The following is a 22,139-nucleotide window of genomic DNA, read 5'->3' as shown; positions in this document are numbered from 1 at the left end:
AATGTCTGCTCTGCTGCCTCCCTCCATTATTTACGTTGCTGACTATAAGGTCCCGATACCGGAAGATATCTCTCATAAGTATTTGACCCTTGATGTTGTTGAATATTCAGAGTTGCTTCCGGAAGAGGAGTCAAAGGCGTTCTTATGGAGCAGACTTATTCTTCAGTCTGTTACCCAACAATTTCAGCCCTCAATGGGCAGAACTCTGAAGGTTGTTGAGAATTACACGAATTCTCTAACCCTTGAAGGCGGTTTTTACAACTACTGTTCCATCGACATCAGAGAAAAATATGTAGCTCTTGCCCTGTCGATTCTTCCAATCAATATTTGCCTAACTTTGTTTAAAGATACGCATTTCTGGGAAGAACTCAGCACAGTCCGTTTTCCGCCGTTTTTTCTTAATTGGATTGAAAGGCAGCCTGATCCTCGTCTCGCTTTCAGCCAATTGTGGGCGGCAAAAATTTGTCTATTTAAGAGAAATGATCCTACGATCCGATTGACGATTAGTCCGGAAGACACTCTCATGGTTGAAGGCTCTTGCGCTTCCCTCCATGAATCCCTCTCTTTTTGGCAAGTGGATAACTGGCTTGCCACTGTTCAGGGTCCGGCTCTAAACTCTGTACTGACTGAGATTAGAACTCCTGAAAAGACGATTGGATTACTGAAAGGCACATACGTTGAAGCAAGTATTGAATAGCGGTTCCACAGAAGAACAAGTCACAGAATTTAAAAAAGTTGCTATTTTCAGCCGCAGAGGAAAGGTTCTTGTTGAACCAATGAAAAAATTGGCTGAAATCTTTACAAAAACCGGAAGAGAAGTTCTTCTGGAACATGAGGCTGCCGAAGTTTTAGGATTTGAAAAAGGCTACACGCTCCCGGAAATCGGAAAACTTGCAGATTTAGCCGTAATCTTAGGCGGAGACGGTACTATGCTCGGCATCTGCAGAAAGCTCGTCTCTTACCGAGTTCCGGTCATCGGCATCAATGCAGGGCACTTGGGTTTCATTACTGACATCTGCTTTGACAACATGGAGTCAGAAATCAAGGAAGTTCTGGACGGTCATTACTTCATTGACTCTCGTATTTTTTTGAAAGCCGATCAGGTTCGCAACGGCGAGACTATTTATTCCGGAATAGCTTTAAATGAAATCTGCGTCAGCCGTGGAATTTCCGGCGGTATGATTGATTTTTCCGTTGCTGTCAACAAACTGCAATTAAGTGCACAGCGTGCTGACGGCATAATCTTCTCAACACCAACAGGCTCTACGGCTTATGCATTGAGCGTCGGAGGGCCTCTGATTGCCCCTACCGTACCCTGCATTCTGATGATTTCGGTTGCCCCGCATACTTTGAGCAACCGCCCTTTGATTCTTGCTCAAGAATCTTTAATTGAGCTGGATATTCTTGACATCCGAGATGCCGGTCTTTACTACGATATGCAGGACTTCACCGAGGTTAAAGTCGGAGATAAAATCGTCATCAAACCTTACGAACATCCGCTCCATATTTTGCATCCCAGATCTCATAATTTCTTCGATACAATTAACAGAAAATTACACTGGAATTTGATGCCGACCACACGCACGCCGTCATGATTACCTCTCTGAATATAAGAAATTTTGTAATTGTCGAACATTTAGAACTTGAACTTCCCATGGGGTTCACTGCCTTAACAGGGCAAACAGGAGCTGGAAAATCTATTTTGATAGATGCATTACAGCTCCTTTTCGGTGCTCGTTCGGACACCGAGTTCATTCGTCAGGGATGTGATAAAAGTGATCTTTCGGCCTCTTTCTCCGTTTCACCGGAAATCAAAGAATGGTTGGATGACAGAGAACTCGATAACGGTGAAGAAGAATTAATTATTCGCCGGACTTTGGATATTTCCGGCAAAAGCAGAGCATGGATTAACGGTTATCCTTCTACGCTGGCTCAGCTCAAAGATTTGAGTAGCCTGCTTGTACTTATCCATGGTCAGCATGCTCACCAATCACTGCTAAGACGCGGCGCTCAGCTTCAAATGCTTGACGGCTACTGCAAGCTCGGTCCCAAACTCATCAAGATAAGACGTGCTTGGGATGAACTTTCTACTGCCCAAGCAAAGTTAAGAAAAGCCAAAGAAGAAGCTTCTTTGAATGCGGAACGACTGGAAAGAATCCGCTGGTTCTTGGAAGACATGAAAGACCTTGGCCCTTCCAAAAATGAATGGGCCTCGATTAATGAAGAACACACACGTCTGTCGAGGGCAACAGATATTTTGGAAGCTTGTCAGAGCAGCCGAGGACTGTTGACTGAAGAAGACTCCAGCGTCCTCAGTATGATTGACACGGCCTTAGACAGGCTCGGTGAGGTTATCGACACTGATCAAAAACTGGAAAAGATTTACAACGCTCTGACAGATGCCCGAGAAATTATTGATTCTGCGTCAGACGATATTGAACATTATCTTTCCCGCACAGACTTTGACGAATCCAGATTTGCAGAATTAGATACACGTCTTTCCGACTACATCAGGATGGCATCTAAGTACCATCTGGAACCGGAACAACTTTACAACGAATACCTGTCAGCTAAAAAGAAAGCTCACGAATTCGAAGAACTTGGTGATTTAACAGCTCTGGAACAAAAGGTTAAAGAAGCCAAAGAAATCTATGATGCCTTGGCTGCAGAACTTTCAAAATACCGTAAAAAAGGTGCGCAAAGCATGGAAAGACAGATTACAAAAGCCATGCAAACACTGGCAATGGAAGGCGGAAAATTCGAAATTTCAGTACAGAACACAGAACATCCTGGTCCTAACGGAACTGACTCCGTTGAATTTTTAGTAGCCGGCCATGCGGGCGTGGCTCCGCGTCCTTTAATTAAAGTTGCCTCCGGCGGTGAACTTGCTCGCATCAGCTTAGCGATTGCCGTTACCGACTCCAGTACGGCAACCGTTGATACTTTGATTTTTGACGAAGTTGATACCGGCATAGGCGGGGCTGTCGCAGAAACCGTTGGCAGACTGCTGAAGACTCTGGGTTCTCATCAACAAGTATTGTGCGTAACGCATCTTTCGCAAGTTGCGGGATGCGCAGAGAATCATTTCAGGATTGAAAAAGTTCAATCTGATAAGGACAAAGCACCCTCTTCTCGAATTACTTTGCTGACTCCGGAAGAAAGAGTCGAAGAAATATCCAGAATGATGGGCGGCTTGAAGATTACGGAAGTGACTCGCGAGCATGCGAAGGAAATGCTCCATCAAGGATAATTGACTGATTCTTCTGCTCTTTTGCAGTAAAAAGAATTGATGGATGCCGGTTTGAAGATTCTTCAGACGGCATCTTTCTTTTTTGGCATTTCCTGTTCTCGTCATTTCCAAGCGAAGAAAAGACAAAACCCAGAATCAAACAATTCTTAGACTATCCAATTCTACTTTCGACATATCTGATATTTGGTCGAAAGGCAATATATTTCTCGGTGTCGAATTTTCCTTCCTAATTTTCTCGAGAAGCGGTAGGATGAGCGTGTGAATGGAGGATTGAAAATAGGGATCCTTCGCTCATTGGAAATCAAAGAATTTCCATCAAATCACTTCAATCTCAAGGAGGAACTATGTTTTCAAAGTCTTTACTATCAGTTGCGATCGCATCAGCAGCTATTGCCTTCGGTGCTAATGCTCTCGCCTGCTCTACTATCATCGTCGGAAAAGACGTTAGTAAAACCGGCACCGTGATTATCGGACATAACGAAGACAACGGCGGACGAATCATTGCTCAGCAGCATTGGGTGCCGGCTCAAACACACAAAGCCGGCGAGATGATTAAGTTCGAAAAATCTGCCGCTGAAATTCCTCAGGCAGAAAAAACGCTCGGCTTCTATTGGACTCAAACCTTTTCACCGACAGGAGCTTCTTTCTCGGACGGCTTTGTCAATGAAAAAGGCGTAACTATCGTTTCCAACGCTTGTTCTCAAATCTTCCCGGAAAACAAAGAAAAAGTTAAAGACGGCGGTGTCGGCTACGGCATTCGAAGAATTATGGCTGAAAGAGCGACAACAGCCAGAGAAGCTATCAAGATTGCCACTGATCTGCTCGACAAATACGGCTACTTTTCCAATGGACGTACTTACACCATTGCGGATCCTAAAGAAGTGTGGCAATTGGCTATCCACCAAGGCAACAAATGGGTTGCCCGCAAAGTCAAAGACAATGAAGTCGTCTATATTCCGAACAATTTCATGATGAACAAAGTCGACGTCACGGACAAAGACGGCGTTATGGTGTCTCCGGGCTTAGTGGAAAAAGCCATCAAAGACGGCAAATACAAACCAGCGGTAGAAGGTCAATGGACAGACTTCAATTTCCGTGAGGCCTACCAGCCTGCCAAGCTGAGAGAAGCTCAATACAATTTCTCCAGAAACCAGATTGCTTGGAAGAAAATCACAGGAAAGACCTTCAACTCCGCCGATGAGTTCCCCTATAGTGTAGTACCGAACAAGAAGTTCGGCGTTGAAGACGTGAAGAAAATTCTTCGTGCCGACTCCAAAGAAGACGGAAAAGCCGGAGAGTGGTACCACGAAAAAGGCTTCGGCATTTCCAGACCGACAACTCACGAATCCGTCGTATATGTGATGGACTCCAACCCGCTTTTCATCCAAGCATACAAAACGTTGGCCAGACCAAGCGAAACACCGTATGTTCCGCTTTATCCAGTAGCAAAACCGGCTCAGGCGACAGCCTTCTTGACCTGGGATGAAGCGACAAAACAGCATTTCAATGCCAAACCGGAAAGCTTCAACTACAATCCGGATTGGCCTGTCTGGTCCTTCATCAATACTTCCAATGCCATCGAATACATTCATCAGGCATATGAAAAGAATATGAAGCAGGTCCGTTCTTTAGAAAAAGAACTCGGCAAAACAGTTGCAAAAGAATTAGAGACAGCAAAAGAGTTGGCCAAGATTTCTCCTCAAAAGGCACAGGAATGGCTTCATTCCAAGAATGTTGAAAAATTTGACAAAGCTCAGGAAGCCATGCAAGAAGCTTTCGAAAAACTTTCTCCTCATGAAGTCTTAGTGCTTGCGGATTCAATCAATTCAAAAGGCGACGAAAACGTAACTATTGCGTTGCTTGGCGACAAGAAGCTCAAGGTTAAAGAGGTTAATCTTGCCAAGACTGTTGCAGGTCCGGGACGTTCTTCCGTTGGCGGCAAAGTCAGCTTAACTTCTCTGGCAAAGCCGTCTTCTTCTGAAGTCAAAGATGTTAACGGTGACGGCGTTGAAGATATCGTCTTTACTTTCACAGCTAAAGATGTAGCCAAAGACATGCTTCCAGGCGCTATTTATGATGTTTGGCTTTATTCCGAAGCCAAAAACAAACCTATTGCAGGTTTTGGCACTGCTTTAATTAAGTAAGCTTTGGAATCAGCGGCTCATTGTTAAATTAACAATGAGTCGCTTTCAAATTATTTGTCTTAATACCATGTATCAATCAAAAACATTACGCAGAGACTTTAATGAAAAAGCCCCTACCTAAAAAAAGATAGAGCACTAATCGGTTTGCTAGGCTATCCTAAACCACCTCTCTTTTTAACCTCTAATATAGTCTAGGACCAATAAAGTTCGGGTTAGAAAAATTCTCGCTTCTTCCCGCTCCTCTAATCTTTCTGCAAATCAAAGAATGTCTTTTGCTTTTTACTTAGCTTCTTTTTTCTGGCAGTCTGCACATAGTCCGTAGAGAGCCATGGAATGATGGACTAAACTGAAACCGTGTTTCTTGCTAATCTCTTTTTGCTTTTCTTCAATCTCTGGATCCACAAACTCTTCGACTTTGCCGCAGCTGACGCAAATCAAATGATCGTGGTGATGATTGTCGTTAAGCTCAAATAAAGCGTTGTCTTTATCAAAGGTACGGCGTACAAGAATACCTGCAGCTTCGAACTGTGCTAGTACGCGGTATACCGTTGCTAAACCAACATCTTCACCTTCTTGAACGAGAGTACGGTAAACCTCCTCGGCACTCATATGACGTTTCTTACCGGAGTCTGCATTCTTAATAAAAAGATCTAAAATTTTTAATCTTGGCCCGGTCGCCTTCAATCCTAGATCTTTAAGATCAAAGGGATTTGCCGGATTGAATGTTTTCTTTATCATTTAGCCTTTCCATTTCTATCCTTAGTTAGCTATCATACAGCCTGTTACTATATTGTCCATTAAATTCAACTCATGAAACGATTTTTTGCAGTTGCGGCTATCTCATCCGTATGTTTAATTAGCGGTTGCTCTACTGACAGCCTTCCGGGTTATTTGAAACCATACCGCCCTGACGTTCATCAGGGAAACGTGGTGACTAGCGAAATGCTCGAGTCTCTTCATGAGGGTATGACTAAAAATCAGGTAATCTTTCTTCTTGGAACACCAACCCTGATCAGCTCTTTCCACAAAAATGAATGGGACTACATCTATTACCTAAATCCGCGGATCGGAGAAACCCAGATCCGCAAGCTCCAGGTATATTTCGATGACAATGGAAAAGTCGAAAGCTTCAAGGCAGATAAAATGCCTGATGAAACCGATGTTGACCTCATGATCTTAGGCGAAAGAGCCAGAGAAAGCTCCATCAAGCGTAACGAGGATATGAAAAAAGAAAAAGAGGCTTCTGCTGATACCTCTGCTCAAGCAAAACCTGTAATTCAAGAACAAAATTCTACAGTCTCCTCCACTGACAAGGAAGCTCAATAATGATTAAAACAGCCATCTCAGGAGCCAGCGGAAAAATGGGCAAAATGCTCATTGAAGCGATCATGAATCATCCGGAATTTGAACTTGTCGCCGCATTGGATCATGCCGGCTCTTCTTCCATCGGACAGGATGCCGTTGCTTTCTTAGGAAAAGAAAGCAACGTAAAAATCACCGCTGATACAGCTTGCATTAAAGTCTCCGGCGCTCAAGTTCTGATTGACTTCACACGACCTGAAGGAACCGTCGGTTACCTCAAAGTCTGCGGTGAGGACAAAATAGCAATGGTTATCGGCACCACAGGTTTTTCTGCTGAACAAAAAAATCTGATCGACGAAACTGCTAAAGTCATTCCAATCGCTTTTGCCCCGAACATGAGCACTGGTGTAAATGTTACTTTCAAACTCCTTGCTGAAGCCGCTAAGCTCATGCCGGATTACGATTGTGAAATCGTGGAAATGCATCACAACCGCAAGGTAGACGCGCCAAGCGGCACTGCCGTTGAAATGGGCCGTGTAATAGCGGAGGCCCGCGGACAGAAACTTGAAGATGTTGCTGAATGGACTCGCCATGGACACACCGGTCCGCGTGTTAAAGGCTCCATCGGATTTGCCGTTCTTCGCGGTGGCGATGTGGTAGGTGACCACCGCGTTATCTTTGCCGGTAAAGGAGAAAGAATCGAAATAGCTCATCTTTCCGCTTCGCGTGAAGGCTACGCTCAAGGAGCCTTAAAAGCCGCAGCATTTTTAATCGGCAAGCACAACGGCCTCTACAACATGGCAGACGTTCTTGGCTTAAAGGATAACTAATCCTGATGGTTTCTGACACGGTCCGGAAACTGGAGGAGGCGATCCACCAAATGGCTATCCGCCTCCAACAGCTGCAGCTGGAAAACCAAAGACTATTTGAAAAGGCTGCGAGGCAGAGTATCGAAATTCAAAAACAAAATGACGAGATAGTCTCGTTGCGGGAAAAGATCGATATTGCAGTACAGGATATCAATGCCAACATTCAGAAGATCGATTCCATCATTGAGTCAACCAAGAAAACCTCATGAGTTCCGTACCTAAAACATTCAACATCCAAGGTGTCCAACTCGCACTGCAGTTGGAACCGGAAGACCTGCCGTTAATCGAAAAAGCTGTAAACGAAATTAATCAGGCAGTTCGAAATGTAAACCAAGGCAAAGACCTCATCCTTACTCCCAATAAGCAAACCCGCATCCTGCTTTACGCCATCCTTCAACTCATTTATTCAAGAGATTCAACCTCTGCAGCAGTGCCTCCTGATGTTGAAAAGAAGCTGGAATCGCTGCTGATTTTCTGCCAGGATACACTTAAGCGAACTCAGTCATACTGAAACGAAAAATTATCAAAAGCTCAATTAGAGGCTTCATCTATTTACTTCTAGAAGTTTCACTCATACAATAAGTCCATCCCCTGCGGAATACGATTAGCGACTGGTTGTTCTTTGAACCAATACTAAATCGTATGGATGCTAACTTGGCTTCCTCTCTGTTGAGCGGCACGCGCTGCTGCTCCTAAGACTAGTCAGAGGCGTCCACCCTGAACCTTCGGTTCAGGACACAAGTCGGACGGTTCAAGCGGGGGACCTAATAAACGCTTTGGTATAATCCAGAGCGTTTATTTTTGCATGATAAGTGACTAATATGTCTCACAAAATTCAAATCGCAGATTCCAATATCAATTTTGTGGCCGAGGATGGAGAGACCATCAGTCAAGCGGCTGAAAAAAATGGAGTCCTGCTGACATTAGGCTGCAGAATGGGTGCTTGCGGAGCTTGTAAAAGCAAACTCTGCTCCGGCGAAGTTAACTACTCAAAGAAGCCTCTTGCCCTGACTGAAGAAGACAAAAAAAAAGGCATGATTCTTCTTTGTACTGCGGTCCCGGCAACTGACCTTATAATCGAAGCTAAAAACGCCAGAAGAACAAAAAAATCAGCAAACCGGTTCGATGTAAAAATCGTCAAGATCGTTAAGGTCAGCGACGAGATCCTTAGTATGACCATTGAACGCGTAGACGGTCAGAAATTCGACTTTGAAGCCGGTCAGGTCATCAACATTCTTTTGCCGAACGGCGACTCTAGAAGCTACTCTTTTGCTTCTCCTGCTGTTCAGCAAACTACCGCTGACCTTTACATCCGTCACGTCAGCAACGGATTATTCACCGGACTTCTCTTCAACGGTACCGTCAAGGAAGGCAACATCCTAAAAGCGGAAGCTCCTTTCGGAACTTTCACTTTTAATACCCCGAAAGATAAGAAAGCCGTCTTCCTAGTAACAGGCACAGGAATTGCCCCGGTAATGAGCATTCTTCGTACGCTCAAAACTAACGATGACTTGAAAGGCAGAGGCATTTCTCTTTTCTGGGGTGTCCGTCACGCCAAAGATTTGGCATTCTTATCTGAACTGGAATCTTTAGCAGAAAGCTATCCGGCCTTTAAGTTCTACCCTGTCGTCTCCAAAGATGAAAACTGGCCGGGGCTCAAAGGCAGAATCACCAAGCACGCGGCTGAAATTATCGGCGACTTCACAGACTGCGATACTTATTTGTGCGGAAGCACACCGATGGTTAACTCCGTCACTGACTACTTGTTTGTCAGATGCGGCCTCAAAGAAGACCGCACCTTCTCCGATGCTTTCGGTGGCTAAGCCTTCTCTTTTTTGAGGTAAGCGTAGGCCATCAAACCGATACCTGCAGCAATCAAAGGAATACACAGCCACTGTCCTCTCGACAAGGACAGTGCCTGCAGTCCGAGATAGCTATCGGGTTCTCTGAAGAACTCAACAATAAATCTGCCTACCCCATAAACCAAGAAAAAAAGCCCGGAAACAGCACCTCTCGGTCTTGCTTTAGTCGAGTAAATCCAAACAATCAAAAATAAAATCAAGCCTTCAGCGGTAGCTTCATAGAGCTGCGAAGGATGACGCGGAATGTTGTCCTCTGCTTGTGGGAAAATCATCGCTAACGGAAAATTCGGATCCGCAGCCCTTCCCCACAACTCCCCGTTGATAAAGTTTCCTAAACGGCCGAAGAAAAAGCCCAGCGGAACCAGCGGCGCCACAAAGTCGCCAACAGTCAAAGGAGATTTCTTTTTGCGCCAGGCAAAATAACAAATAGCTAAAATCACACCGATAAAACCGCCGTGTGCACTCATGCCGCCCTGCCATACCGCAAAAATCTGCAGCGGATGCCTCAAGTAATATTCCGGCTGATAAAAAAGAACGAATCCCAACCGTCCGCCGAGAATTACGCCGATCATTCCCAGAAATAACAGGTCTTCCAGGTTTTCTTTGGTAATGTCTCGCCAAGCCTGGCGGCTTCTATAGAGACCGAGGGTGTAAAAAAGCGCAAAACCGATAAGGTACATCAAACCGTACCAATGAATACCGAATGAGCCGATATGGAAGGCAATAGGATCAAATTCTGGGTGTACTAACATCGCGGATTGTTCCTTTACTGTAAATCTTCTTGGAGACCCTCTCCGTATTCTCTCAGTTCCTCGATGAGTTCCATGTTGACATTCGGTCTGTCAGCAAGCTCATCAAGAAGTTTGAAGTACTCTTCAAAGGTTCGGCTGCCGTTTGCCCCACGAATCAAATGCTGAGATTTATAAAGATACCAATCCGCAGAATCCTGCTCGGTCATCGCTTCCGGATAGTTCCTGGAAATAAAGCGGCGGATTAACTTATCCATACCTTTGTACTGATAATCTTTGGTTAAAGATTTCTCGGACAATTCAAACTCATTCATTGCTCTGAGCTCATCAAGCACTCTTCTGTCTTGATCGCTAACAAAGCCGCCGGAGTAAAGTGCCGTTTCTACATCTTCATCCTTCGGTTGGGTTCCTTCGAAACGTTCTCGACGGATTTCGTTAAGCTTCAAATAAAGATTGCCGACAAAGCCTTTATCCATCTCTTTTAAGAATTTTGTCCGCTCTGCGAGTTCTGTTCGGCTTAGGCTGAACATCTGTTCAAATTCATTTCTATAGAACGGAGACGCTTTGACGATAAAAGGATATTTATTCGCTGAGATGCTCACAAACGGAAGAGGATTCTTGCCTGCTTCTCTCTCTTCTGCGGTTAAATTTGTTCTGGCTTCTAAATCTGAATCTTTAAGCTGAGGAAGTTCAGTCGGATCGGCAGTTAAATCCCAACATAAATATTCTTTACCTGACTTCAGAATCGGGAAAAGCAAACGCAGGTTCTTTGTAGCAGGAATGGAATAATCTGCTACGACTAAAAGGGCCGTCTGAGAGTCCAACAATTTCTGCACATTCTCTTTATTAGACAAACTGACGGCATACTCCCAAAACTTCGGCTCCGTATCTTTAATCTTCTTGGCCAGTAATGCCGTTGCCCGTGCGTCAGACAAAGCATCGTGGGCATGGTCGTGGACTAAGCCGTTCACCTTGGTCAACTCTTCCAGCTTCATGGAAACGGAACCGTTGTCTTTATGCGGCCAATTCAAAGTGTCCGGTTTAAAGGCATAAAGCGCTTTAATCACGGTAAACATATCCATTCTGGCACGTCCTTCTCCGTATTCCCGGTCATAGGGGTTGATGAGATTTCTCCAGAACATAAATCTGCTGACTTCATCATCAAACTTCAAATTGTTATAGCCGAGAACAATAGAATTCGGTTCTTTAAACTCCTTATAAATTTTGTTGGCAAAAACAGCCTCGGGCTCGCCTTCCGTAAGACACATAAGAGGCGTAATCCCCGTTAAAAGACACGCTTCCGGGTGCGGAAGATAGTCATCTGCAGGAGAACAGTAAATCAGCAAATCTTTACTTTTACGGCGAAAGTTTGCATCTGTCCTGAAACCACCGAACTGTGCTGGCCGATCCCGTTTCTTATCGGTACCGAAAGTTTCATAGTCGTACCAATAAAAAGTTACGTCTGATGCTGTGCCTGCATTGGCCATTTATATCTCCATTTTCGGCGCATACTCAGGTACCCGTCCTTATGCGCATCTATTGTCGTTTCTTAATATCAAATAGAAGATTTTACCTTCAAAACGAAATTTTGATTAAGAGAAGATAGGTATAGTCTCATTTCGCAACATTGTTAATATGCAAAAAAACACTCAGTCTCAAAAAGAAATGACTGAGTGTTTCCAGCTAAGGAAGAAAGGATTTTTTACCAAGCCTCTTTGACTAAGCGTCTGACTTCTGATGTTGCCTTACGGTTCGGACTGCACAAGCGATTTCTGAGATCACGCGGACTTTCTTTAGCCTTCTGAATTGCAGCAGCAATTTCATCTGCTGCCTGTTTAACATCTTCTTCACTCGGATCATCAGCGGACGAAACCTTGAGAAGTTTTTCCAAAAGACCTAATTCCGCATAGTGCTTAATGTCATAAGCCATCGGAGGAACCTTGGCTGCAAACTTATCAAGTTCGGCCACGCTGCGCAGAGTAATTCTGGCGGCTGATTCTTTGCCCATTGCGTGAATTAAAACCTTAGGATCGTCTAAAGCCAAAATACGGTTAGCTTGGTAACCATGAGCTAAGAAAGCACCTGACATGGCTTTACCTACGATCAAGGAAACAATCGGATGCCCGGCCTCACGCGCCTTAGCATAAGCAGCCACCGAACCGGCTAAAGCCTGATGAATGCCGAAGGCTTCTTCTCTTCTGCCGTAAGCCTGGCTGGTCACGTCAACAATAGCAACGATTGGACGCTTTTCAGCCTTATCAGCATCTTCTTTAACGATGGTGCTGATGGTTTTAGCCAAAGTCCAGCCTTCTAGAAGTCCGACTTCTCCGGTTCTGGCACGAGGATAATGATTATTCGGATCGGGAACGACGGCCACATAAATCGCACCGTCCTGCTCCACTGCCTTGACGGAATCTATCAAAGGAAGGAATGGGGCGCCAGCCGGAGCAAGCCTCTCTAACCAAACGGCGCCGCGGCTTTTTACATTAGTCATGTTTAAATCCTCCTTCATAGAGTTTTTCGGCTGTTCCCGGCTGAGCCTGCTCAGCAGTGTCATAGGAAGAAAGTGTTTCTAAGAAATAATCAATGCATCCGGTCCTGAAATGTTCGGGAACGCCCTTTTCGGCACATTCCTCAACGGCTTTTTTGATTTCCGGAACATCATCTTTAACTAATTTGTCCACAAACCCGCATCTGGATCTGACTTCACCGCCAGTCATCTGCCAAATAAACGGTTTGTCTTTAGAGTTGTACTCACGGATGCCGGCTTCCTGCTCAATGACCTGAGGACCGTTCAAGCCAAGACGGGCTTCTTTGGTGACCACAAGGTAGCTGCACAATGCGGCTGCAATAGACATACCGCCAAAGCATCCGACGGTGCCGGCAATAACGCCGATAACTGGAGTAACTTCTCTTGCTCTGACAATTGCTGCATGAATATCAGCGATAGAGGCCAGACCTAAGTTGGCTTCCTGCAGACGCACTCCGCCGGTCTCTAAGCACAGCACCACAATAGTCGGTTTGCCTGCCAAGCAGTCTTCTGCTGCTAAGTCAATGGCCGTCGCCATTTTTGCGCCGGAGACTTCGCCCATGCTTCCGCCCTGGAAAGAGCCTTCAATGGCTACGACAACGGCATCCTTGCCTTGGATTGTTCCTTTAGCGATAACCATGCCGTCATCTGATTGAGGAACAATTCCCTGAGGTTCCAACCACGGAGATTCCACGCCGTCAAAAGGTCCGAGAATTTCACGGAAGGAACCGGAATCTAAAATGGCTTTAGCTCTTTGACGAGCGCCTAATTCAATAAAACTCTCTTTGTTATGCATGTTCGGCCTCATCTAAAACTTGTTCAACTCTTAAACGCACAACTCCGGGAGATGCACCGAAATCGTTAATCAGCATGCGTCCTGCAGGCACCGAATTGAATTGTTGGATGCGGGAAAATAATGCCTTCCAGCGTTCTGCACTGTTATCTACAGAACTCTTAATAATCACAGTCAAAGTATCGCCGTCAGAAGATTCAAACACTACTTCCAGATCGCCCGAACTCACTACGCCGTTTTGTAATTGGACGCTCTTGTCCAATGTCTTCGGCGCCTGAAGGGTTAAGGTAACTTTTTCCATAATAGTCGACCTAATTAATCCTAATTGAACTAAATTTATCTATAAACAATGTGGTAGCCAGCAGATCCGCGGCCCCTCCGGGAGAGACTCTCCGCGCTCTGCTCCAGGTATCAAGTTCTTCCAGTATTCTTTCTCCGTCTTTACTTTCCAAGCCTCCGGCCTGAAGAAACTCACGGCTCTTTTTCTGCAGCCCTCTGAGAGCTTCCAATCCTCCCCGGTAGGCAACACAAGTATCATTAAGAGAAGCCGTCAAAGCCAGCAGGCTGTTGATTCTGGCGCTCTCTTCCGAACAGCCTCTCTTGCGAGAATGATGAAGCATCGGCAAAGAAGCATAGACAATATGAGGGAAGCCTCCCTGAGCTTCTTCTTTTGCTCCCGTCAAGCCATGAAGCTGCTTAACCGTTTGACCGTGTGTCGGTTTCTGAGAAGATGCCTTTCTGTCTTCGGTGGACGCCAATTTAGCGATATCTTGGAAGAATCGTCTCTTTGACGTATTCATCTGATGCGAAGCCAGAACGGAACTGCAAAGTCCTAACGACCAGATTGCACCTTTGTGCGTATTCACGCCTCCGGTCACAGAAAGCATCTGGGCTTCCGCCTCTCTGCCGATAAGGCCAATCTCTTCTCGAAGTACCGCATCAACTTCCCTTCCCCAAGAGACTTTTGCCATCTCCAGGAAGAAGGGTTCGAGACACTGAGCGGACCTCTCCATCAAGGTCAAATCCATATCGGAATGGCTGCCGCTGCTTCTCCTGTCTACTAATCCGGGCTTAGGGGCCAAGAACGCTTCTTCTATCAAAGCTAAAGAAGCATTTGCAGCCAGAAAGTGAAGATCAGAGAAGGAAGAATTCATTACCAGCTCCGGAATTTTGCCGGTGGTTCATACAAACCGCCGGACCACTCAACCAAATCAGCAATGCTCTTGGCTGCAAGCATGGAGCGGGTAGCTCTGGACTTATCGATTCCCAAATCAGATGGGAAGGCCACCTTACCGGACTGACGCAGTTTTTCGACATCCTTCGGGTTTGCTCTGAGACCGATATCGGTAATGCCTGCGACTGCCGCAATCATCTTCTTCCTCTCTTCCATGGAATCAGCCATGTACAGATAAGCGATTCCGTCTTCTGTCAGAAGATGAGTGACGTCATCAGCGTAAATCATGATCGGGGCAAGAGGCATTCCGGCGTCCTTAGCAACCTGAACGGCTTCCAAGTTTTCGACGAATGTCGGTTTAGCCTTAGCCTGGAATGTTTCAACCATCTGAACAACCAGCTTGTGGCCGCGGGCAGTTGGACTTGGTTCTTTGATCATGTCAAGCCATGCTTTTGTGGCATGGCGTCTTCCGTGAGGATCGTGGCCCATGTTCGGAGCGCCCCCGAAACCGGATAAGCGTCCCTTGGTAACAGTAGAGGAGTTGCCTTCGGCATCAATCTGCAGAGTGGAGCCGATAAACATATCGGCTGCATACTGGCCGGCCATTTGGCAGAAAGCTCTGTTAGAACGCATGCTTCCGTCAGCGCCGGTAAAGAATACATCCGGGCGTGCAGCCATGTATTTTTCCATGCCGAGCTCACCGCCGAATGAGTGAACGCTTTCAACCCAGCCGCTTTCAATAGCCGGGATTAGCGTTGGATGCGGATTCAAGCACCAGTTTTTGCAAATCTTGCCTCTAAGACCCAGTTCTTCACCGTAAGTGGGAAGAAGAAGTTCAATAGCTGCGGTATTAAAACCAATACCGTGGTTCAAAGACTGAACCATATGGCGCCCATAGATACCCTTCAATGCCATCATTCCCATCAAAACATGTTGGTTCTTAATCTGGCGTGGATCGCGGGTAAACAACGGTTCAATAAAGAAGGGCTTATCGCTCTTCACGATTAAATCAACCCAAGAACCTGGAATATCAACGCGTCTCAAATCTTTGGGATCGTCAACAATCTCATTGACCTGGGCAATCACGATACCGTCATGGAAAGCTGCTGCTTCGAGCAGTGCCGGAGTATCTTCCGTGCTCGGACCGGTGTAGAGATTGCCTTCTCTGTCTGCTGCATAAGCAGCAACCAAAACAACGTCAGGGATGAGATCGACGTAGAGACGGGAATAAAGTTCGATATAAGTATGAACGGCACCGATTTCCAATGCACCGTCTTCAAGAAGCTGTGATGTTCTGAGGCTTTGTGCGCCGGAGTAGGAGAAATCTAACTTTCTGGCGATGCCTTTTTCAAAAACGTCCAAATGTTCCGGAAGGCTCATGCTTGGAATGATCATATGCAGATCGTGGACTTTGTCCGGATTGAGTTCGCACAAAGATCTGGCGAGAAAATCTGCCTGTTTCTGATTATTACCTTCAAGAACGACCTTGTTGCCTGGTTCAATAACGGCCTCAAGGGCTGCAACGATATTTTCAGTTGGAATAACCTTACCGTTTTGTTTTAAGCGGGACAGCCGCTCTTTTTTCAAGCGGCGGCGTTTGTCCCAAATTTTAGGCTCTGAGCCAAACTGCATTTATTGCTCCTTTGGGAATGTGATTGTTTATCAAAATTATGAAAAGTCAGCTTGCTTCTTTCAATAAGTATTCTCGTCACTTCATTACTTTTAACTTAATGAAAATTTTGATTTAAAACTTATCTTGTTAAACTTAACTTCCTGTATTTAAAATTTTATTCAGATTATTTTTCGTTTTTTTAACCGTTCCGATTTTTTATTTTGGGCCTGACCATTTCTTCAGACTCCTTTATCATTGACGGCATGAACCTCAAAGCTTTTCTTCCGCATGATCTTCTTTTCCTTCGTCCTCAGATTCTTCTGCCGAATGAGGCTCCCGAGTGGGCGCAAAATTCAATAAAAGAAGGTCTTCCATGCGTCGTCAGACGAGACGCCGTATCATTAGAGAAAATTCCCGTCGGCTTCAGAGGAACGATGCGAAGTCAGCGATACAGCGGTTTTATTTCAACTCAAGACGTCTTAAGAAAACTCTCTCCGGAAGACACCGCAGTGTTTCTTCAATCGACGAGCCTTAAATCTCCCCAGCTCGACTACTTAAAAGATTTCTCGGAATTTATCCAAGCAAATGAGAAATTAAAAAATTCAGTGAAATGGGGAATCTCAGGTTCTTTCGGTTTTTCTTTAGCGGTCGGAAGAAAATACTTTCGAGATACAAGCGATATTGATTTAGTTATCAGAGCCAACAATGAAGAAGAGCTAAACCATTTAGCTTCGTTAAAATCGTGGATTCTGAATCCTAAATTCCAACTAGATATTCAGATTCAAACTTCTAAAGGCGGATTCTCTTATAAAGAATGGCTGAGAACTAAAAAGGTTCTCCTTAAAACAAACACCGGTCCGCTCTTAACCGATAATCCTTGGTGATCTTATGCGTAAAATCCTCTTCTCTTTTCCAGGTCAGGGTTCACAGTATCCCCGCATGCTAGATGGGATTGCAAACCGTAATTTCTATGAAGATCTCTGCCTCCAAACCTTGAACAAAAGCTTGGGCGAGCTCACAACCGAAGAAGCGCTCCAACACAACGCTAATGTTCAGGCTTCCCTTCTTATTTGCGGCGTCAGTTGGGCTAATGACTTCATTCAAAAAGGCATAAAACCGTCTTTTACTGCTGGACTGTCCATCGGTGCCTTTCCCGCTGCTGTGATAGCAGGTGCTTTGCCGATGCAAACCGCGCTAAAAATAGTTTATAGGAGAGGAACCCTGATGCAGGAGGCCTATCCAACCGGATACGGTTTGACTGCAGTCGTCGGATTGACGTTAGGAAAAGTTGAGCAAATTTGTACCGATACCGGCTGCTTCATCGCCAATTACAACGCTGAAGACCAAATCGTTGTCGCAGGCAGCAATGAAAACATGAGTAATGCCTCCGCGGCCGCCCTAAAAGCAGGGGCAGTCAAATGCGTCCGCATTAAAATTACTGTTCCCTCACACTGTGAACTTCTTAACAGTGCCGCAAACGCATTAGCCGAAGAATTTTCTAATGTTGAATTGTCCAGACCCCGCATCACTTACATCAGCGGCTCTACCGGCCGGGCGATTTTTGATCCCGAAAAACTCAAAGAAGATCTTCTCTTTAATATGTGCCGCCGAACCCAATGGCATGAAGCGATGGTCAGTGTTTTCCAAAGAGGCTGCAATGTTGCAATTGAAATGCCTCCCGGAGAAACGTTGACAGGACTAACTAAAAAAGCATTCTTGGAAAGTTTATGCATCAGCGTCCAAACCATGAAAGTGGAAGAAATCTTCGATCAGCTCGAATTTATGCAGTAAGGCCTATTTATTTCGTAGACTTCGCGCAAACATTCTTCCTTCAGCTACCAGAGCCAAGATATTCGGCTCATGCTGTCTGCTGCGCTTAAATACCATTGTGATGGATTGACTTCTACGGCATGGAGGCTGAAGCGGAATAAAATTAACGGTATCCGGATAAACGGCAGACATTCTGCCGGGAAGAATGGAAACACCGACTCCCGCGTTTACTAAACTTAAAGCGGAAAAAATGTCTTTTACTTCGGTAATGTGTTTAGGAGAAATATCAGCTTTCTTAAAAAGCTGCCGAAAATCTTCATAAGTGGCGAACCCGGGTGCCAAGGTGATGAACCGTTCATTCTCAAAGGCCGACAAAGGAACGGCCTCTTGAGTGTGGATTTTCATCCAAGCGGGAGTGGCAAGAAAAAGTTCGTCAACAAAGAGTGGCAGGATTTCAAAATGACTTGGCAGATCGCTTTGCTCATCTAAAGCAATAACAATAAGGTCCAACTCATTTCTGTCAAGCTTAGACAGCAGTTTCTCATTAGAGCCCATTGTTAATTCAAACTCGATCCCGGGGCGACGCAATTTCGAAGCATTGATCAAATAAGGAAGCGTGCGGATGGTCAGGGAGTACAAAGTTCCCACTTTCACCAAGGGACTGCCGACACCGCCGGCAATTTTTGTTAGTTCAACCGCATGAGTCAGATGATCTATAACTTCTTGACAATGAGATTGAAAAAGCTTGGCGGTTTCGAGAGGACGCAGCAGCCGACCGCGATGGGAAAACAGAGGACAGCCTAAACCGTCTTCCAAAGAATGAAGCGCCCGGTGAATACTGACCGAACTCATATCCAAAGCTTCCGCAGTTCTGCCTAAATTTCCTGTTTCCATAAAAGATAAAAATATCTCTATCTTCCTTAAGGTAATTTCTTCATTCAGACGAAATCCTTCAAAGTAATCTTTGTTCATTTTTATCAGCCTTATTTTTCTCTCATAGACCTGGATCGGCGATTCCTGAGAAGCAAAGAGAGAACTCCGGATTCATTCCTGTTAAATTCACCCGCTCCAAGAAGAGGTGATAGCACTTCCGAGGAAAAGAGAAAATCCGATTTTTCCCGAATCTTGTCCTTTCAGTCCCGTAATCATCAGTATCTAGGCGTTATATTTCTGATTAGTTTTCTATTACTAAAACTTTCCCAAGACACAAGTTACACAAGAAAAGAGGTTCAAGTGGAATTACAAACAATTGCGCTCCTCGCTGCATTAGGATGTTGCACTGGATTTTTAGCAGGTCTTTTAGGGATCGGTGGCGGAATGATTATGACGCCTTTCCTGATCATGCTCATCCCTGCTTCGCTCATCCCACACGATCATATTGTTCACGTTGCCATCGCCACTTCCTTGGCAACCATCACCTTTACTTCCATCTCCTCAGTTCGTGCCCATCATAAAAGAGGCGCCGTTCTATGGAATGTAGTCGCATCGGTCGCACCCGGCATCTTGCTCGGGGCTTTGCTTGGCGCACAGATTGCCAGCCTTCTTTCCACATTTTGGATCTCTTTAATTTTCTGCTGCTTCGTTGGTTTTTCTGCGTTCAAGATGTTTATGAACAAACCTCCGAAAGCTGACAGGGAACTTCCCGGAAATATCGGACGCATATTTGTCGGTACCATTATCGGTGTCCTTTCGGCCTTGGTAGGTGCCGGCGGAGGCTTTATTTCCGTCCCCTGGATGATTTGGTGCAATGTCAAAATGCACAATGCTGTGGCTACCAGTGCGGCCCTGGGATTCCCAATCGCTTTATTCGGTACTATGGGCTACATTATCAGCGGCTGGAACGTCCAAGGACTTCCACAATGGCCGATCGATATCGGCTACATCTGCATCCCTGCTTTGTTTGCTCTGGCTATTCCAAGCGTTCTTTTGGCACCTGTCGGCGCAAAAGTAGCTCACTCCATCGATGTGAAGCCTCTCAAAAAATGCTTTGCCTGCTTGCTCTGCTGCATTTGCGTTTACATGCTTAGACAAGCCTATTTGGCTTGGTAAAAAGTTTTCTGCCTAATTGAAGCACCCGGTTGCTTGGTTTCTATTTTTCTTAGAAACTTCGTCTTAAACTTGGTGCTTTATTATTTACTCTGCTAAAAGTAATGACCGCTGTCCAGTTCATCCCCGGCTCTTCAGTAGCTGAATATTTAAGTCTCGTTAGAAGAAAGAATCCTTTGATTCATTGTGTGACCAATGAAGTGGTCCAAGAAATTACCGCTAATGTTTTGTTAGCTGCAGGCGCCTCTCCTGCCATGGTTGTCGGAGAAGGCGAGGCGGAAGACTTTGTCGGCATCTGCGATGGTCTGTCCATCAATGTCGGGACGCCGTTTTCAATGCGTGTCCAAATCATGAAAGCGGCCGCCCGAAAAGCCAGAGAATTAGGTAAACCATGGATCTTAGATCCGGTGGCTGCGGGGGCCCTCGTTTGGCGTGACAAAATCATCTTTGAATTGATGAGAACCGGCCCCGACGTAATTCGCGGCAATGCTTCTGAAATCAAATTTCTTGCAGGGCAAGGCTCCGGCGGAAAAGGTGTAGACAGTATGGATTCCTCTGATTCTGCCCTTCAGGCTGCCGTTGAACTGGCTGAGCACTATTCTTCCATCGTGGTCGTTACCGGCCGGACAGATTACATCACGGACGGCACTACCACCTATTCCGCTGAAGGCGGGAACCCGTTGATTACGAAGGTTGTCGGAACCGGCTGCTCTTTGTCTACTTTAATTGCCGCCTTCATCAGCAGTACGGATAGCAAACTTGAAGCCGCAGCCGCTTGTTGCGCCTATGTAAAAAAGGCCTCCGAAAAAGCAGCGTCTGACTCTAAAGGCCCGGGGTCTTTCCATGCCGCCTACCTGGACGCCCTGTACAACTTAAAACCGGAAGACTTCAATGCCTAATCCAATCGATCTGTCTTTATATCTAGTTTTGGACGCCAATCTGTGTCCGACGCCGGAACAGATGGTTGAAACCGCCTTAGAGGCTGTTCGCGGCGGTGCCACTGTTGTTCAGCTGCGTGCGCCTGAATGGAAAAAGCGCAAGCAGCTCGATGCCGCACTCCTGTTAAAAAAGGCCCTTTGCGGAACCGGTGTGCCTTTAATCATTGACGACCATCTCGACATCGCTTTAATTTGCAGAGCCGACGGTGTTCATGTGGGTCAAGCAGATTTGCCTGTAAATGAAGTCAGAAAGCTGATGGGAAAAAATGTCATCATCGGTCTTTCCGTCGGCAGCCAAGAAGAAATGCAGACGGTAACTGAGGATGTTGATTATTTGGGCATTGGTCCGGTATTTGCGACAACCACTAAAAAGGACGCCGGCAAAGCTATCGGGCTCCAAGAGCTTAAAGCACTCAAGAAGCAAACCTCCTTACCGGTGGTCGCTATCGGCGGAATTAACGAATCTAACGCCAAAGAGACGATGCTGACCGGCGTTGACGGTATCGCTGTCGTCTCTGCTATCTGCGGAGCCGCCTCACCCTACGAAGCGACTAAAAAACTCAGGGCAGAAATCAAAGATGGTGACTAATTAGATTTCTTCTTATTCTGATTTCTATTGATGAACTTCATCGCGCCGAAACTGACAAGAAGAATAGCTATCCAGCAGCCGATAAATTGAAAAGTTAGTCGAATGCTAGCTTTTCTTGCTTGAGTTTGAACAAACAGTCCGTAAGAAGCTTTTGCTTGCTCTAAAGTCGGAGAACAAAACAAAGGATTTTCGTCGGAAAAAGGAGCTGCGGTATAGACGGCAGGGTCTTTTGCAGTCGAGGTTAACCCTTTTTTCTGACAGAAGGCTTCCAAGGACGGGAAGTCTTGTTTGATGGCATATTCCCAGTTGGCTTCCCCCAGCGCTTCTCCTTCTCCAAAAGAATTCATAGAATTGGACAAACTCCAGGAGGCCACGGCCAGGAAAGAAATTAAAAACCAAATTTGCCAGCGGAAAACCATTGAAAAGACCTTTAACAAAAAACGATTCGGAGTGTTCTTTTTGAGAGTTGAAGTTCGAAGCTTTAGCTAAGAACGTGTACTCTTCTTTTATC

24 protein-coding genes are annotated in these 22,139 nt (G+C 45.6%); 14 read left to right on the top strand and 10 right to left on the bottom strand.

What is annotated here, in order from left to right; translation table 11 throughout:
• Position 1 precedes the first annotated feature (1 nt).
• The 4 genes from ADH67_RS01415 (at position 2) to ADH67_RS01400 (ending at position 5,394) form a co-directional block, all read left to right on the top strand.
• Positions 2–697, top strand: coding sequence for a hypothetical protein (locus ADH67_RS01415; protein ID WP_066590964.1), 696 nt, complete (start codon positions 2–4; stop codon positions 695–697).
• On the top strand, positions 678–1,595 hold the full coding sequence (locus ADH67_RS01410; protein WP_236578441.1) for an NAD(+)/NADH kinase: 918 nt from the start codon (positions 678–680) through the stop codon (positions 1,593–1,595). Before ADH67_RS01415 ends, ADH67_RS01410 begins: the two co-directional genes overlap by 20 nt.
• Positions 1,592–3,250, top strand: coding sequence for a DNA repair protein RecN (gene recN, locus ADH67_RS01405; RefSeq protein WP_066590959.1), 1,659 nt, complete (start codon positions 1,592–1,594; stop codon positions 3,248–3,250). The genes ADH67_RS01410 and recN overlap by 4 nt, the downstream gene beginning before the upstream one ends.
• Positions 3,251–3,594: 344 nt before the next feature.
• Complete coding sequence (locus ADH67_RS01400; protein WP_066590958.1) at positions 3,595–5,394, top strand: C69 family dipeptidase; 1,800 nt, start codon at positions 3,595–3,597, stop codon at positions 5,392–5,394.
• Between the two features lie 279 nt (positions 5,395–5,673).
• Here the strand turns inward: ADH67_RS01400 and fur are convergent, their stop codons facing one another.
• Entirely contained in the window at positions 5,674–6,132 is a 459-nt protein-coding gene (gene fur / locus ADH67_RS01395) for a ferric iron uptake transcriptional regulator (RefSeq protein WP_066590956.1), read from the bottom strand.
• A 72-nt stretch (positions 6,133–6,204) separates the two neighbouring features.
• On the opposite strand from fur, the gene ADH67_RS01390 reads away from it, so the two are divergent.
• The 5 genes from ADH67_RS01390 to ADH67_RS01370 all read left to right on the top strand — a co-directional run bounded on the left by ADH67_RS01390 (position 6,205) and on the right by ADH67_RS01370 (position 9,388).
• On the top strand, positions 6,205–6,720 hold the full coding sequence (locus ADH67_RS01390; RefSeq protein WP_084081395.1) for an outer membrane protein assembly factor BamE: 516 nt from the start codon (positions 6,205–6,207) through the stop codon (positions 6,718–6,720).
• The gene (gene dapB, locus ADH67_RS01385; RefSeq protein WP_066590953.1) at positions 6,720–7,526 is read left to right on the top strand and encodes a 4-hydroxy-tetrahydrodipicolinate reductase; all 807 of its coding nucleotides are present in this window, start codon (positions 6,720–6,722) and stop codon (positions 7,524–7,526) included. Before ADH67_RS01390 ends, dapB begins: the two co-directional genes overlap by 1 nt.
• A 50-nt stretch (positions 7,527–7,576) precedes the next feature.
• Positions 7,577–7,774: a hypothetical protein gene (locus ADH67_RS01380; protein ID WP_143597698.1), complete on the top strand. Its 198-nt coding sequence runs from the start codon at positions 7,577–7,579 to the stop codon at positions 7,772–7,774.
• Positions 7,771–8,076 carry a hypothetical protein gene (locus ADH67_RS01375; protein ID WP_066590951.1) on the top strand — a complete coding sequence of 102 codons (306 nt, stop codon included), beginning with the start codon at positions 7,771–7,773 and terminating at the stop codon, positions 8,074–8,076. Before ADH67_RS01380 ends, ADH67_RS01375 begins: the two co-directional genes overlap by 4 nt.
• A gap of 310 nt (positions 8,077–8,386) precedes the next feature.
• Positions 8,387–9,388: a 2Fe-2S iron-sulfur cluster-binding protein gene (locus ADH67_RS01370; RefSeq protein ID WP_066590950.1), complete on the top strand. Its 1,002-nt coding sequence runs from the start codon at positions 8,387–8,389 to the stop codon at positions 9,386–9,388.
• Here the strand turns inward: ADH67_RS01370 and lgt are convergent.
• The 7 genes from lgt to mdcA form a co-directional block, all read right to left on the bottom strand.
• Positions 9,385–10,179, bottom strand: coding sequence for a prolipoprotein diacylglyceryl transferase (gene lgt / locus ADH67_RS01365; protein ID WP_066590948.1), 795 nt, complete (start codon positions 10,177–10,179; stop codon positions 9,385–9,387). The two genes, ADH67_RS01370 and lgt, sit on opposite strands and share 4 nt — an antisense overlap.
• A gap of 14 nt (positions 10,180–10,193) precedes the next feature.
• Positions 10,194–11,663 (bottom strand): exodeoxyribonuclease I, encoded by a 1,470-nt coding sequence (gene sbcB, locus ADH67_RS01360; protein ID WP_066590946.1) that lies wholly within the window; start codon positions 11,661–11,663, stop codon positions 10,194–10,196.
• A gap of 215 nt (positions 11,664–11,878) precedes the next feature.
• Positions 11,879–12,670 (bottom strand): biotin-independent malonate decarboxylase subunit gamma, encoded by a 792-nt coding sequence (gene mdcE, locus ADH67_RS01355; protein WP_066590945.1) that lies wholly within the window; start codon positions 12,668–12,670, stop codon positions 11,879–11,881.
• Positions 12,663–13,514, bottom strand: coding sequence for a biotin-independent malonate decarboxylase subunit beta (locus tag ADH67_RS01350; protein ID WP_369911100.1), 852 nt, complete (start codon positions 13,512–13,514; stop codon positions 12,663–12,665). The genes mdcE and ADH67_RS01350 overlap by 8 nt, the downstream gene beginning before the upstream one ends.
• The gene (gene mdcC / locus ADH67_RS01345; RefSeq protein WP_066590941.1) at positions 13,495–13,800 is read right to left on the bottom strand and encodes a malonate decarboxylase acyl carrier protein; all 306 of its coding nucleotides are present in this window, start codon (positions 13,798–13,800) and stop codon (positions 13,495–13,497) included. Before mdcC ends, ADH67_RS01350 begins: the two co-directional genes overlap by 20 nt.
• Before the next feature lie 10 nt (positions 13,801–13,810).
• The gene (locus ADH67_RS01340) at positions 13,811–14,653 is read right to left on the bottom strand and encodes a triphosphoribosyl-dephospho-CoA synthase (RefSeq protein ID WP_066590939.1); all 843 of its coding nucleotides are present in this window, start codon (positions 14,651–14,653) and stop codon (positions 13,811–13,813) included.
• Positions 14,653–16,305, bottom strand: a complete 1,653-nt coding sequence (mdcA, locus tag ADH67_RS01335) for a malonate decarboxylase subunit alpha (protein ID WP_066590937.1) — start codon at positions 16,303–16,305, stop codon at positions 14,653–14,655. The genes ADH67_RS01340 and mdcA overlap by 1 nt, the downstream gene beginning before the upstream one ends.
• A 201-nt stretch (positions 16,306–16,506) precedes the next feature.
• On the opposite strand from mdcA, the gene ADH67_RS01330 reads away from it, so the two are divergent.
• Both ADH67_RS01330 and ADH67_RS01325 read left to right on the top strand, forming a co-directional pair.
• Positions 16,507–17,169: a malonate decarboxylase holo-ACP synthase gene (locus ADH67_RS01330; protein ID WP_066590935.1), complete on the top strand. Its 663-nt coding sequence runs from the start codon at positions 16,507–16,509 to the stop codon at positions 17,167–17,169.
• Between the two features lie 4 nt (positions 17,170–17,173).
• The gene (locus tag ADH67_RS01325) at positions 17,174–18,076 is read left to right on the top strand and encodes a malonate decarboxylase subunit epsilon (RefSeq protein WP_066590933.1); all 903 of its coding nucleotides are present in this window, start codon (positions 17,174–17,176) and stop codon (positions 18,074–18,076) included.
• Positions 18,077–18,079: 3 nt separating this feature from the next.
• Here ADH67_RS01325 and ADH67_RS01320 read toward each other — a convergent pair whose 3' ends face one another.
• Positions 18,080–19,027: a LysR family transcriptional regulator gene (locus tag ADH67_RS01320; RefSeq protein WP_066590931.1), complete on the bottom strand. Its 948-nt coding sequence runs from the start codon at positions 19,025–19,027 to the stop codon at positions 18,080–18,082.
• A 261-nt stretch (positions 19,028–19,288) separates the two neighbouring features.
• Between ADH67_RS01320 and ADH67_RS01315 the strand changes: the two genes are divergently transcribed.
• From ADH67_RS01315 to thiE, 3 genes are all read left to right on the top strand, one after another.
• Positions 19,289–20,104 (top strand): sulfite exporter TauE/SafE family protein, encoded by an 816-nt coding sequence (locus ADH67_RS01315; protein WP_066590929.1) that lies wholly within the window; start codon positions 19,289–19,291, stop codon positions 20,102–20,104.
• A gap of 101 nt (positions 20,105–20,205) precedes the next feature.
• Positions 20,206–21,000 carry a hydroxyethylthiazole kinase gene (gene thiM, locus ADH67_RS01310; RefSeq protein WP_066590927.1) on the top strand — a complete coding sequence of 265 codons (795 nt, stop codon included), beginning with the start codon at positions 20,206–20,208 and terminating at the stop codon, positions 20,998–21,000.
• Complete coding sequence (gene thiE / locus ADH67_RS01305) at positions 20,993–21,628, top strand: thiamine phosphate synthase (protein ID WP_066590924.1); 636 nt, start codon at positions 20,993–20,995, stop codon at positions 21,626–21,628. Before thiM ends, thiE begins: the two co-directional genes overlap by 8 nt.
• Here the strand turns inward: thiE and ADH67_RS01300 are convergent.
• Positions 21,625–21,975 (bottom strand): hypothetical protein, encoded by a 351-nt coding sequence (locus ADH67_RS01300; RefSeq protein ID WP_143597697.1) that lies wholly within the window; start codon positions 21,973–21,975, stop codon positions 21,625–21,627. The genes thiE and ADH67_RS01300 overlap by 4 nt on opposite strands.
• Positions 21,976–22,139: the final 164 nt, after the last annotated feature.

The sequence above is a fragment of the Turicimonas muris genome, assembly GCF_002221595.1.
Taxonomy (GTDB): domain Bacteria; phylum Pseudomonadota; class Gammaproteobacteria; order Burkholderiales; family Burkholderiaceae_F; genus Turicimonas; species Turicimonas muris.
Note: the sequence above shows the minus strand (reverse complement) of the source record. Positions and strands in the feature narration are given on the sequence as shown.